Origin of the sequence: Dokdonia sinensis (assembly GCF_003688895.1) — a bacterium.
Taxonomy (GTDB): Bacteria; Bacteroidota; Bacteroidia; order Flavobacteriales; family Flavobacteriaceae; genus Dokdonia; species Dokdonia sinensis.
This window is the reverse complement of record NZ_REFV01000002.1, coordinates 300,649-314,291: the sequence shown is the minus strand read 5'-3', so window position 1 is coordinate 314,291 and position 13,643 is coordinate 300,649. Positions and strand designations below refer to the sequence as shown.

At 38.4% G+C, this 13,643-nt stretch carries 11 protein-coding genes; 1 reads left to right on the top strand and 10 read right to left on the bottom strand.

Annotated features, from left to right (window positions below; genetic code table 11):
* Positions 1-15: 15 nt before the first annotated feature.
* From pgi to EAX61_RS03555, 6 genes are all read right to left on the bottom strand, one after another.
* Entirely contained in the window at positions 16-1,629 is a 1,614-nt protein-coding gene (pgi, locus tag EAX61_RS03580; protein WP_201739411.1) for a glucose-6-phosphate isomerase, read from the bottom strand.
* Positions 1,630-1,643: 14 nt separating this feature from the next.
* On the bottom strand, positions 1,644-2,954 hold the full coding sequence (locus EAX61_RS03575) for a M23 family metallopeptidase (RefSeq protein WP_121916282.1): 1,311 nt from the start codon (positions 2,952-2,954) through the stop codon (positions 1,644-1,646).
* Entirely contained in the window at positions 2,954-3,886 is a 933-nt protein-coding gene (locus tag EAX61_RS03570) for a tryptophan 2,3-dioxygenase family protein (RefSeq protein ID WP_121916281.1), read from the bottom strand. The genes EAX61_RS03575 and EAX61_RS03570 overlap by 1 nt, the downstream gene beginning before the upstream one ends.
* 95 nt (positions 3,887-3,981) lie before the next feature.
* The gene (locus EAX61_RS03565; RefSeq protein ID WP_201739409.1) at positions 3,982-4,782 is read right to left on the bottom strand and encodes a DUF3108 domain-containing protein; all 801 of its coding nucleotides are present in this window, start codon (positions 4,780-4,782) and stop codon (positions 3,982-3,984) included.
* Positions 4,783-4,907: 125 nt separating this feature from the next.
* Complete coding sequence (locus EAX61_RS03560; protein ID WP_121916280.1) at positions 4,908-5,663, bottom strand: LytR/AlgR family response regulator transcription factor; 756 nt, start codon at positions 5,661-5,663, stop codon at positions 4,908-4,910.
* Positions 5,664-5,673: 10 nt separating this feature from the next.
* Positions 5,674-8,649 carry a sensor histidine kinase gene (locus tag EAX61_RS03555; RefSeq protein WP_147448331.1) on the bottom strand — a complete coding sequence of 992 codons (2,976 nt, stop codon included), beginning with the start codon at positions 8,647-8,649 and terminating at the stop codon, positions 5,674-5,676.
* A 226-nt stretch (positions 8,650-8,875) separates the two neighbouring features.
* On the opposite strand from EAX61_RS03555, the gene EAX61_RS03550 reads away from it, so the two are divergent.
* A complete protein-coding gene (locus EAX61_RS03550) occupies positions 8,876-9,904 on the top strand; it encodes a hypothetical protein (RefSeq protein ID WP_121916278.1) in 1,029 nt (342 codons plus the stop codon).
* Between the two features lie 99 nt (positions 9,905-10,003).
* Here EAX61_RS03550 and hppD read toward each other — a convergent pair whose 3' ends face one another.
* The 4 genes from hppD to EAX61_RS03530 form a co-directional block, all read right to left on the bottom strand.
* Positions 10,004-11,164: a 4-hydroxyphenylpyruvate dioxygenase gene (hppD, locus tag EAX61_RS03545; RefSeq protein ID WP_121916277.1), complete on the bottom strand. Its 1,161-nt coding sequence runs from the start codon at positions 11,162-11,164 to the stop codon at positions 10,004-10,006.
* A gap of 135 nt (positions 11,165-11,299) precedes the next feature.
* Positions 11,300-11,806, bottom strand: coding sequence for a CCC motif membrane protein (locus EAX61_RS03540; protein ID WP_121916276.1), 507 nt, complete (start codon positions 11,804-11,806; stop codon positions 11,300-11,302).
* Between the two features lie 53 nt (positions 11,807-11,859).
* On the bottom strand, positions 11,860-12,225 hold the full coding sequence (locus EAX61_RS03535) for a four helix bundle protein (protein WP_121916275.1): 366 nt from the start codon (positions 12,223-12,225) through the stop codon (positions 11,860-11,862).
* Positions 12,226-12,323: 98 nt separating this feature from the next.
* Positions 12,324-13,484 (bottom strand): homogentisate 1,2-dioxygenase, encoded by a 1,161-nt coding sequence (locus EAX61_RS03530; protein ID WP_121916274.1) that lies wholly within the window; start codon positions 13,482-13,484, stop codon positions 12,324-12,326.
* Positions 13,485-13,643: the final 159 nt, after the last annotated feature.

Sequence of the window (13,643 nt, the reverse complement as noted above, 5' to 3'; positions counted from 1 at the left end):
TGTAACAGTAGTTAATTAGCTATTTTTATAGTGATTTAGCAAGGATTTAGTAGAAACATCGTGTTGCGATTTTTCAACATTTTGAAAATCAGACAACACCTGTTTTGCCAGTTGCTTTCCAAGCTCTACTCCCCATTGATCATAGCTGTAGATATTCCAGACGACCCCTTGTACAAAAATCTTATGCTCGTACATCGCAATCAATGCTCCAAGAGATTTTGGAGTGAGTTGATCTATAAGAATGGTAGTTGTAGGTTTATTGCCTTCAAATACTTTAAAAGGAGTGAGTTGTTCTATACGCTTTCGCGAAAGCGTACTTCCCGCCATTTCCCAAGCAACCTCATCTGCTGTTTTACCGTTCATTAAGGCTTCGGTTTGTGCAAAAAAGTTTGCCATTAATTTATCGTGGTGATCTTCCTTGCCGTGCAAAGACTTTTTAAATCCAATAAAATCTGCAGGAATCAGTTTTGTTCCTTGATGTATGAGTTGAAAAAACGCGTGTTGCGAGTTTGTACCCGGCTCACCCCAAATGATATTCCCTGTTTCATACGTGACGCGCTCTCCATTTCTATCCACACTTTTACCATTACTTTCCATAATGGCCTGTTGCAAGTATGCTGGTAATCTGTGTAAATATTGTGTGTAAGGAATAATAGCTTCAGTCTCTGCCCCGAAAAAATTATTGTACCATACACTGAGTAGTGCCGTTATAACTGGAATGTTATCTTCAAACGGTGTCTCTTTAAAATGAACGTCCATTTCATAAGCTCCAGTAAGAAGTTCTTCAAAATGGTCATATCCTACTGCAAGCGCAATAGACAGACCTACGGAGCTCCAAAGTGAAAATCTCCCGCCCACCCAGTTCCACATAGGGAATACATTTTCGGATGCTATCCCAAAATCTGCAATGGCTTCCAGATTTGTAGAAACAGCAACAAAATGGGATGCCACGGCTTCTTCATTGAGATGCTCAACAAACCATTCCCTAACGGTCGTAGCATTACTCAACGTTTCTTGCGTGGTAAAAGTTTTGGACACAATCACAAAAAGCGTTGTTTCTGGATTAAGGTTTTTTATGGTTTCTGCAACATGGTCGCCGTCTACATTTGAGATAAAATGGACGTTAAGATGGTTTTTATAAAACTGCAAAGCCTCCACAACCATCACAGGACCCAAGTCAGACCCACCAATTCCTATATTTACAACGTCAGTAATCTGTTTTCCAGTTGCCCCCGTATGCTTTCCAGTAATTATTGCATCTGTAAATGTTTTAATAGATGCTTTGACTTTTGAAACTTCCGCTTTCGCGAAAGCGGACTCCTTCTCATCACGCAATGCCGTGTGCAGTACCGCCCTATCTTCTGTTCCGTTAATTTTGTCACCACTAAAGTAGCTCTGCATAGCACCTTTAAGGTCTACTTCATTTGCTAGATCAATAAGTAATGACTTTGTTGTAGCGTCCAAGCGATTTTTACTGTAATCCACATAGAAATCTTTCCACGCTATCGTAAATTCACTTGCTCTAGAACTATTCCCAAAAAGCTCGCGCAGATGTATATCTTTTATATCTGAGTAATGCGATTGTAGTTTTTGCCAAGCGGCAGTATGCGTTGGGTTTATGTTTTTCATAATAAAGTTGGGTATTATTGGAGCCGCTCCTCGTTTACTGCTTCTTCTGCAGCGTCATCTAATGTTTCTGATAACCACGGGATATTGTCCAATTGCATTTTAAGTGGCTTACGAATGCTGTCAAAAGCGGGCATTAACTCAGTAGCGAGAGGTTCGGAATCAGGAAGGTCCTGTTTGAATGGATCTACCTGCTTCCCATTTTTCCAAAAACGATAACATACGTGTGGCCCCCCTGTATTTCCGGTCATTCCAATGGTTCCTATAATATCACCCTGACGAACAAACTCTCCTACTTTTACATTACGTTTTTGCATATGCAAATATTGAGTCTCATAAGTACCGTTATGACGTATTTTTACATAGTTCCCATTGCCCCCACGACGCTCCGATTTTGTAACCGTTCCGTCTGCAGTAGCCAGAATTGGTGTACCTATAGCTCCAGCAAAGTCTGTCCCTTTATGAGGACGGATCTTATAACCGTAATACTTTATGCGACGTTTAAGATTGTATCGAGAAGAAATTCTATTAAATTGTAATGGGCCCTTTAGAAAAGCTCTTCTCAGATTTTTACCTGTCTCGTCATAATAATCTACACCTCCTGGGAGCGAATCATTTTTAAATCTAAAAGCATATACCTCCCGACCGTTATGTTCAAAAAGACAGGCCTTTATATTTCCAATTCCAGCAGGAATAGAATCATTTACAAAACGCTCGTCATAAATTACTTTAAAACGATCTCCCTTCTGAAGTTTAAAAAAATCAATAGTCCAAGCATAAACATCTGCCATTTTATAGGCAACATTTACACTCACCCCTAAATCGTCAAAGGTTGAGGAGAGATTACTATTTATGACTCCAGAGATCTCACGTTCGTAAACTGTGGTGGGATGCTTTCTTGCAGCTGCTTTAATTTGATTTTGAAAATCAACTACAACATAATCTTCCTTATTTTGTTCGTAAATAAAAACTTGAGCAGCATTTGTAGTATCCTTTGCTTTTAGTAATACATAAGGTTTTCCTACTCTGATGCGTTTTGTGTCAAATACAGGCTGTACGGAGTCAGAGATTTCTTGAATAGTTGCATAATCTACATTTGCATCAAAAAGGATTTTACCAAAGCTATCGCCTTTCTGAACTGTGTCACGCTCTACTGTAAAATCGTCTAGCACAAAGCCGTATTCTTTTACCACCTCGGGTGGTGCGCTGTATATTTCTTCTGGAGTTAAAGTATCTTCAGGATTATTGCCACAAGAAATAGTTAATAATCCGCTCAATAATAAAAGGAGTAGGGGTTTTATCTTCACAAAAATTAAAATTCTAGTCATTAAACATTTTGTCCCCAGTTTTCCAGCTCTTGAGCCGTCCATACGTCGGGAAAGAAAATCCTACGCTGGTATTTAGGGTGCATATACTTTGTCCACTCACTACCTCCTGTTGCCTCTACAGGTGTCTTTCCGTTATTAAGATAGTGATTTGCCGTATTATAATGTGACATTACCCAAGTGACATTTACCGTGTAATCGTAGTGACGCATTGCATCACGCAACTTTTGGTCTTGTTGAACACTTTTGGGTAGGCTCTTAAATTTGGCGTACAAATTTATGGTATTATATTCTTTTGTAAAGGCAATGAAGTCGTTTTTATATTTCTCTTCAAAAGCAGTAAGCAAATAAGACTTTTTACCTGTATTATAGTCCTTTCCCGCCGCTTGCCAGTACAGATGTTCTAACGCGTGTTCGTAGGGAGTATTGCGATCTATGCTTTCGCGAAAGCGTGCATCTATTAAATTTATCAAGTCGGTGCTTGCAAATTCTATCTTACGATATTGCGCACTCTGAAAACCGCTAGCAGGAGTGAGCGTTTTTCTAAACTTCATGTACTGCTCGAGATCCATTCCATCTTTCATGATGGTAAAGGAAGATGTAAGCATATCAAAATAACGACTTATCCTACCCAATCGAGAGCTGAAAAAGGTTGCTGTAAGATTAGGATGGTGACATACTTGCTCAATTTCCCAAAGCACCATTTTAAAGTAAAGCTCTGTAACCTGATGGTACATTATGAATACGTTCTCATCTGGAAAGCTTGTGCGGGGTAATTGTAAATTGAGCAAAGCATCTGTATGGATGTAATCCCAATAGGTAATGGGCTTGCTTTGTAATAGACCCTCAAGATGATCATCTAGATCTTGGTCTATTTTCTCGTATTTATCATCGAGCGCGTCGATGAGTCTTTCTATATCAGGCTCTATCTTCATGTGTCTCCGCGTAGGCAGAAATCTGCTTCCAATTTATACTGCAATCGGAATAAAAATCTGTTATGATTAAAAGTTGTTGCAATGTAAGGATTTCCTTAGTCCACTACAATCTTAAACGAATGTTTGAGACCTTTAAAGGCATCGAGATCTGCTTTAAGAGATCCTACAGCAAGGTCTGCCTTTATGCGTAATGGAATCTTATTGTCGTCATCGCTTACCCATATTGTAAGGCTTTCTTCTTCTTTAAAAACGCGCCCAGATTGAACGAGCGGCCTGAATTTTAAGGTTTCTACCTTACCGAATTTAGTTCTTATGGTCTCTCTTTCTAAAAATTTCATTTTAAACGGATAGTTCTCACCATCAAAAAACATTGAGAGTTTAAACTCCTCTCCTTTTTTAAGGTTTTTAGTGTCCATCCTGTTGCGCATGTAGAACATCGCAGACACCATATCCTGAACACCAGGCTCCGTAGTGATTGTCTTTTGTTTATTATGTTTCTTGTCGTCTATGTGGGCTTTTTGAGCAGTTTGGTCAAATTTTATGACTCTGTGTTTTGTGTGCCCGCCTTCATCTATCTTACGTAAGAATTTGTAGGGTAGATCTGTTTCTTTATCCACCCACGACTCATAATAATCTTCTACTCCAAAGGTGAAACCTACAATCCCCGTAGTCTCCCCAAAACCTTTTATATGATGTACAGCTTTACCCTCGTACATTTCATCCTTTACGGCGATCGTCGCGTAGCCACCTGTAATGAACCCATAGTGCACACGGAATTTAAGCCACTCTCCAGACTGATAGGTTTCTGTGCGTTGTTGCGCTGTTGCAAAAGCAGAAAAGAATACCATCATCACTATAGCATATAGATATGTGTTCCGTTTATATATTGTGCTCATTTTGGTTGTTTTTGGGGTTATACCTCAACCATTTACAATTGTCATTCCAAAAATAGGGATACTAAAAAACTTCGCCCTATTTGTAAGACGAAGTTTCTTCTAATTTGTTGCGTAAAGCTATCTTCTTATTTAGTTAAATTTGAAATCAACTCAAAAAAGCTATCTTTTTTGTCTCTAGAAATGGCAATTTTCTTCTTGTCATCCATAATAAGAAATCCTCCATCCTTCTTTACAAACTCACATATGGATCCTACATTAACCAAGTACGATCTATGAGGTCTATAAAATGCCTCGTTTCCTGAAAGTTGGTCGACAAAATATTTAAGTGGTTTTGCAATACATTCTTTTCTCTTATTCTTTAAAAAAACATTGGTGTACATCCCGTCTGCCTCAAAATATAATATGTCCGTATATTCTACAAAAAGGACACCACGAGGGACTTCTAATGCCAGTTTCCTTTTAGAGAGCATCTGTAATGAGGCTTGTAACTGGAGAATATTATTCCCGATGTCTTTTTGACTAATTAGTGATGCTGTTTTTTGGATTGCCCCCTGAAGTTCTTGTATATCAACGGGCTTAAGGAGATAATCTACAGCGTTTATCTTAAATGCTTCTATCGCATACTCATTGTATGCGGTGCAAAAAACAATATTAAAATCAATACGCTCATCTTTAAAAAAATCAAGAATCTCTAAGCCTGAATGTTCTGGCATCTCAATGTCTAAAAAAACCAGATCAGGTTTATGCTCTCGAATTATAGCCACGCCATTCTCTAGAGTATCTGCCGTCCAGATTTGAACAACCTGTGGGCAATGCTCGGTCAAGAGGGTTTTTAATAGCGCCAGCGCTTTATTCTCATCATCTATAAGTAATATATTCATTGGATTTAGATTAAGCTTGATCTTTTACGTCAGTTCTATTCGGGATTTTGAGCGTCACCTTTGTCCCTGAGGCAATTTTATTATCGTCATAAAGATCTATAATTAAAACTTCTATTTTAGATAATCGGTTTTTATTAAGTAGTGTTACTCGGCTGTCATTTGCTTGTGTTGCAAAGGATTTATGAAACCCTGGGTGCGCATCTTTGATGGCTTGTGTGGCAACTCTCCCTATTCCGTTGTCTTCTATCACTACTTCTAGAAATTTATGGATAACATCGTATTTAAAGTGAACTTTTAATTTTCGATTGTCTTTGCGATGTAACAAGCCATGTTTTATGGCGTTTTCTATATATGGCTGTATAAATAACGGTGGCACTAAACATTGTGAAAGAACTACGTCATCACCTACTATTATATCATAATCTAGTTTATCTTCAAATCGCACTTTCTCTAACTGTAAGTACAATCTCATTGCCTGTAACTCATCATCCAGCGTTATGCTGTTCTTCCTAGACTGCTCAAGATACATACGGATAAGACGTGAGAATTTTACAAGATAGCTGCTTGCAAGATCTTTTTCATTATGCACAATATAATCCTGAATACTATTAAGGGCATTAAATATAAAATGCGGATTCATTTGAGACTGAAGGTTCTCGAGCTTCAGTGCCGTGAGCTGATTTGCTAATTGTAGCCTTTCGTTTTCCTTTGTACGCTGAGCTTCTTTGCGACCTAAAAGCCTTCTGTAATAAAGAATTGTTCCTATCATAAACGCTGACCCAAGGACACCATAAAACCAAATTTCTTTATAAAAAGGCACGGACACCACGAGTGATACAGAAATTAAATTGTCAGGGTTTCTTGAATCATTTACGGGAGCTATCTGAAAGGTATAGTCACCCTTAGGTAAGCTCGCAAACTGTACTTCATTGTCTCCTTGCCTCAAAGTCGTCCAAGACTTGCTGTATCCAGATAATCGATACTTAAAGAATCCATTAGATAACCCTCTAAATCCATTTGCATTAAAACGTATTGTAAAGTCACTTGCCCCCTGGTGCATCTCGTAGAAATCTTTAAGCGGTTGCTCAACGGTATTTATTATGACATCAGTGAGATATAGTTCTGAGGGTTCAAAAGTTTTAAAGGCTTTCTCTGTATCCATTTTAAAAAGTCCGTTACCTGTTGCAATATGAGCAGACGTTCCTTTAATGACAATATCCTTTATATCATAACTTAAAATCCCATCCTGCTTGGTAAGGGACTTGAATACTTCTTGAGCTGAGGATCTTTCCAGAACTTGCAACCCCTTATCTGTACCGATCCAGACATCATTACCCTGGGTTGCCACAACAGTTGTCCTGTTAGAAAGCAATCCGTTATCTTCATTATAATGGGAGATAACTTCTGCTCCTTCTATTTCATATAAGCCATTAGTAAACGTAACCACCCAGATATGACCATCATCTGTTTGTGCAAAAGATTGACCAAGGATGTCTTGCCCTTCTTCATTTTTGATAACACTGGGGTCAAAAGCTTTATCTAGTATAAGAAGTTCGTCTACAGTTGCGATATAAATATTGTCTTTATCGCGTGTCTGAATTACTTTATAACCTCGCTTTCCGATAAAAAGATCTGAATACTCCTTGTTATTTTTATTATTGAAAAATTGATCTTTTGTGACAACGACATTTCCAGAATTTACATAAGCATAATAATTATCGCCTAATGTTATGATGCTTTTTACTGACACTTGCTGGAAAGGCAAAGATTTAAAATTGTTAGGTTCATTACTCGGAGCAGTATAAGATAGAATATCTTGAAAGTACCAATAAGCATCCTCCTCTTCGTTATACAATAAACTGGAAATCCGACGATCCCCTGGAAGATTCACAATAGTTTGTTCGCTTGTTGATGTATCATATATTACGACATCCCCACTACTAAAACCTAGTATCAGATCGTTACCAGCACCAGCGGCCATACGGGTAATTAGGCCTCGGTCTTCAGAAATTCCTATTTTCTCTATAGCGAGATTTGGCAGTACATAAACACCATCACGGAGGGTTGTAAACCATAAATTATTTTCTTTATCGCTTGCTACATCAGTTATGTAGTTCTCAGAAAGGATATGGCTTTTTAGGATAACTGATGTCCCATCTATATCTACAAAGAAAGCTCCTTTGTTTGTAAGCCACCAGTAGGAGTTGCCCACACGTTTTATGGCAACAATCTGTTTATTCTTAAGTTGTTCGGGCACATAAGTTTTCTGAAAACCCTTCTTAGAAATACTATATAACGTGATATCCAATTGCTCATTTACAGCATAAAGTAGCACAGAATCATCCTCCATTCTAGTTAGTCGTAGGGTACCTGGACGATAAGTGGGTGTAGTTTCTAAATTTAAACCCACATCAAAGGCTTTTTCAAGTCCGTAGTCTGTAATCTTAACAACATCTAAGTCATATAGAAGATATAGATCGTCGCCTATTATTTCGGGTAAAGAAATGGAGTGGTCTAACGTATTTATAGTCTGCTTTTTTCCAGTTTTCCTGTTGAAAATGATGAGCACCGAATTTGCGTGCAACGTTATGAATTTGGTCGACACTGTTAATTCAGCAAGACTTCCTTTAAGTTCATCTTTTAAATCTGCATAGAGTTCTAGTTTTTTACCATCTGTATAAAAGAGTTGTCCAGAAATATTTACGCACCAAACACGATCTTTATGATCTACCTCAAGTTCAAAAACTGAGAGACCTCTTTTTTCTGGATGTTCCAATGTTATAAAGGAGGTGCCGTCATAACGAGTGAGTCCCTTATTACCTGCAAACCACATAAAGCCTTTACTATCCTCGGCTACGTTGTAAAATTCTTTGTCAGGCAGACCTTCTTTCTCCGTAAAATGAATCTGCACAGGTTCCTGCGCGACACTATTGAGACCAATCACAAGACCCAGAAACGCAATACTTATTTGAAGACGACTCAGCACAGTCAAATATCGTCAAAAATCAACACAGCATTCTCATTACTTGCTCAATAACCGTAATTGTTGCTAAAGGTTTACGCTTTCGCGAAAGCGTATTGCAAACATTTAAAAATCATCACTACAGAATTTGTAGTTCAGAAAGGATATCGGTTATTCAGCAGATTTTTAAAATCCCAATGATTTTTAAAATTAGTTTTGACTCATCGTTGAACATAATTATTAATTTACTATGAACACTAAATTCTTTTTAAGTGCATTCCTAGCACTTACAATTTCTAGTTTAAGCGCACAAAAATCTTTTTTTCAAACATTGGATGCTCACGGTCCAGATGCAAAATATCAAGTTTATGGAGATTTGTATAAAAATGATAATGGTGAGCCTGCAGCACAAGCTTCAACAACCTATCATCAGGTCATAGAGCGTCATAGTTTAGGACCACTTTCTGCTGGAATAACAGTGACAAAAGTATTAGATGACGGAAGGACTTCCCTAGGCAATAACTACAACGGCATTGCAATAAGTGCTATAAAATATGTAGGCTTTCCAAATACGAGGGTGCTTCACCATACGGGTTATAACAGAGGTTATGTAGCTTTTGACAATTACATCTTCTTTTTAAAGGGCTTATCTGATGATCTGACAGATTTTTCTAAAATAAGCAGCATTATGATCTTAGATGGTAGTGCAAAAGCGGAGAAGAAAGAAAAGAAAAAAGGTAAATTCTGGAAGAAGCTCAAGGAAGCCGCTTTAAACGAACGTCCTTCTGGAGAAGGTAGCAGTCCAGAGTACAAACAATTAATGGCAAAAAATCCAGAGCAATTAGTACGTGACTACCTTAAATCTATGAAGGCAAAGGAAGATGCCTATACAATGACTGCTCAAGATAAGTCAAATCTCAAAAAATTGTATGATGCAGCAAAAGCAGATGATGCCAAAGCAAAAAAAATAAATGACGCGTACTGGGCTAGCCCAGAAGGTCAAGCTGTACTCGCAGCAAGACGTAGAGAAAATGGCTCTTCCGGAGGAGGATCGGTCACGCTTAGAAACAACTCTAACAGTACCGTTTACGTTGGTAGTTCAGGGAGTAATAATAGAGGTACAAAGATTGCCCCCGGCAGCACGGCAAGTTGGTCTTGTGGTCGCGACGCATACTTACAGCAAGAAACCATTGTAGGTACAACATCATCGTACAAAAGTACTTCTAACAGAGTTTACAGCGCAAACTCTGGTTGCGGGAGAACGGTAAATATTAATTAATTATTTTGTTTGTTAGGAATCTAAAAGTTGGGGGACTTTTAGAAAGTGAAAAGGGCTATTCATAACGAATAGCCCTTTCTCAGTTATAATATATAATCTCTACAACGTCCCTCGTTGCTCCTGCTCTCGCTCTATAGATTCAAAAAGGGCTTTGAAGTTTCCTGCCCCGAAGCCTTTGGCTCCCATGCGCTGTATGATTTCAAAAAAGAGTGTGGGCCTATCTTCAAGAGGTTTTGTGAAGATTTGCAACAGATATCCGTCCTCATCTGCATCTACGAGAATAGATAGTTCTTGTAGCCGCTCTATATCTTCTTTCATCACCTTCATATGTTCACCCAGACGTTGTGGGATATCATCATAATAGGTTTGTGGTGGTGGTGGTAGAAACTCGATACCACGTGCCTTGAGCTGTGCAACCGTTTTTATGATATCATCTGTCGCCATCGCGAGGTGCTGCACTCCTGCTCCTTCATAAAAATCTAGATATTCTTCAATTTGTGATTTTTTGGCTGCTTTTGCCGGTTCGTTTATCGGGAATTTAATACGTCCATTACCGTTACTCATCACTTTACTCATAAGTGCCGAGTACTCCGTGTGAATTTGCTTATCGTCAAAGGACAAGAAATTTACAAATCCCATCACATCCTCATACCATTTTACCCAGGTATTCATCTGTCCCCAACCTACATTTCCTACCATATGGTCTATATATTTAAGCCCTGTAGGTTCTGGATTATAATCTGATTCCCACTTTCTAAAACCAGGAAGGAAAGCTCCTTTATAATTTTTGCGCTCTACAAACATATGTATGGTTTCTCCGTAGGTATAAATTCCTGCACGTACGGTTTCCCCGTGCTCATCTGACTCTACAAACGGCTCGCAGTAGGACTTTGCTCCCCGTTTTGTAGTTTCTTCATACGCACTTCTCGCATCGTCTACCCATAGTGCAACAACTTTGACACCATCGCCATGCTTTACAATGTGGTCATTAATTTCTGACTTACTATTGAGCGGTGTAGTAAGAACAATTCGGATTTTATCCTGCTTCAACACGTAACTTACAGCATCTCTAGACCCAGTTTCCAGTCCCTTGTAAGCATACGATTGAAAACCAAATGCTGTTTTATAAAAATGAGCTGCTTGCTTTGCATTACCCACATAAAACTCTACATAATCGGTCCCCAGAAGCGGAAGGAAATCCTGCGCATCTTCAAAAATTTTTTCCAGCCCGTAGTTTACGGATTTTAAGTCTTTGCTCATATTGTCTAAGTTTCCGCGAAGGCGGGAATCTCATCCGCATATTCGCTATTGTTGTTAAAATAATTTTTACGCTTTCCGTGAGATAAACTCAGGATAAATCCGTGAGATAAACTCAGGATAAATTGCAAAAGCGTACTAATATAAAGTATCCTTTTTTATAGAAACATCTTCTATAATCATTGTGTCGAACTTCAAAGAATCTACTTCATCAGAATACTCATCATTCTCCTCATAATTATAATCATCTTCATAATCCTCGGCCTCAAAAGATTGATCATCTATGTGTTCCAAACCTTCAAAGCCACCTTCTTCCATAACTTTGTAAATAGAAGCTGCACTAGCCACCCCAAACACAAGAAACATAATTAAAAATATGAGAACAATCAATCCATTAAAAACGATCGCGATGATGTTCAACACCTTTGCCATATTTATATTACTCTTACTTACGGAAGAGTACCCTTCTGGATTATTACGATACTCTCGTAAACTTCGATTACAAGCAACAAGCCCTATAATTCCAATTATTAAAGGAATCAAAGCCGTAATCCCGTAGCAACAACATCCCACTACTCCTATAACAATGGCAAGTATTCCTCCTATGGTGGCCAGCGGGTCTGCGGGTAGTTTTCTGTCTTCCATATTAAACAATTAGCGAATTGGGGTAATTTGCAAATGAGCGAATTAAGCGCTCGTTACCTGCGTTTGCTCGAACTTATAATTTTATTTAAAATTTTTAATATCCCTTTAAGCTCTTCGAGCAAATGTTTACAATCTGGGTAATGAGATATAGCTTCGCATAAAAATAACCAATACTCAGTTTCATCTGCCTCCTTAAGCGCAATTTTCATTTTATGAATGAAATCTGCGGTACTTTCTGCGTTTTGAGCTTCTTTAGCGTTTGCCCCGATAGAGGTTCCTGCTTTTAATATTTGTCTGGAAAGGACATATTTTCTTTTTTCTTCTAATTGTTCAGCATAAAGGACAATTCCAATGGAAAACTTAAAAGTCTTCTCGAGAATTACGTTGTTTTTGTATTTCTCACTAAAAGTATATTCCATATTCAAAGTTGTAAACGGTTAGTTTTTCGCGAAAGCGGGAAAAAATTGTTTCATTTCTCATTTGCTAATTCTCGAATTACTCTAATTCGCTAATTGAATTAATGATCCAACCAGCTTTTATAATATCCCTCATCTGCTATACCCATTGCCTCTTTACAAAGCTTCAAGGGTTTAAAGGTATCGACCATAACTGCAAGTTCTTCTGTACCTTCTTTTCCTATGCTTTTTTCGGCGGTTCCTGGATGTGGTCCGTGAGGGATTCCTGCAGGATGCAATGAGATATGTCCAGCCTCTACATCTGCACGGCTCATAAAATCGCCATCTACGTAGTATAATACCTCATCGCTGTCTATATTACTATGATTGTAGGGAGCAGGAATACTGAGCGGATGATAATCATATTTTCTAGGCACAAAACTGCAGACTACAAAAGCATCTGTCTCAAAAGTCTGATGCACCGGTGGTGGCTGATGTATACGTCCCGTAATAGGCTCAAAATCGTGTATGGAAAATGCATACGGATAATTATACCCGTCATAGCCTACCACATCAAAAGGATGCGTGGCGTAAACCATTTCAAAAATATCATCTTGTTTCTTTACCTTGATTAGGAATTCTCCTTTCTCATCGTTTGTTTCTAGTTCATACGGCTGCCTTAAATCGCGCTCACAAAATGGCGAATGCTCCAGCAATTGCCCAAACCAGTTACGGTAGCGCTTAGGCGTATAAATAGGACGGCGAGACTCTACAATAAAAAGTCTATTATCTTCAGTATTAAAATCCATCTTGTAAATAATTCCTCGCGGGATCAATAGATAATCACCGTACTTAAAATCTAGATTCCCCAGGTGCGTCCTGAGTTTTCCAGAACCCTTGTGCACAAAAATCAGTTCATCTGAGTCTGTGTTTTTATAAAAGTAGTCTTGAGTGCGTTTTTGAGGCGCTGCTAGAATAATCGTGCAATCACTATTTGTCAACACAGGTTTTCTGCTGTCTAAAAAGTCCTTCTCGGGTTTGATTTCAAAACCTCTGAAACGATATGATTGCATATTATTTTCCCTAGCAATCTCAGGCTTTACAGAGTATTGCTTCCGTATTTCCTTTACCTGCGTCGGGCGATGAACGTGGTAACTATTTGTACTCATCCCATCAAAACCTATGGTCCCGAAGAGTTGTTCTGAGTATAATTCGCCGTCCGGCTTACGGAATTGCGTGTGACGCTTAGGAGGAATCTCCCCTAACTTATGATAAAATGGCATTGTATTAGAATTTAGATTGCTTTAAAGTTACTCAAAATGAAGTAAAGCAGTCTCACTCTGGGTTTCTCTTTATAAGAAACTTGAGTTTTAAAGGAAGATGTGTCCAAGAAGTGTCTGACATCACCGTAAATATAGGGAATAATTACGCTTTCGCGAAAG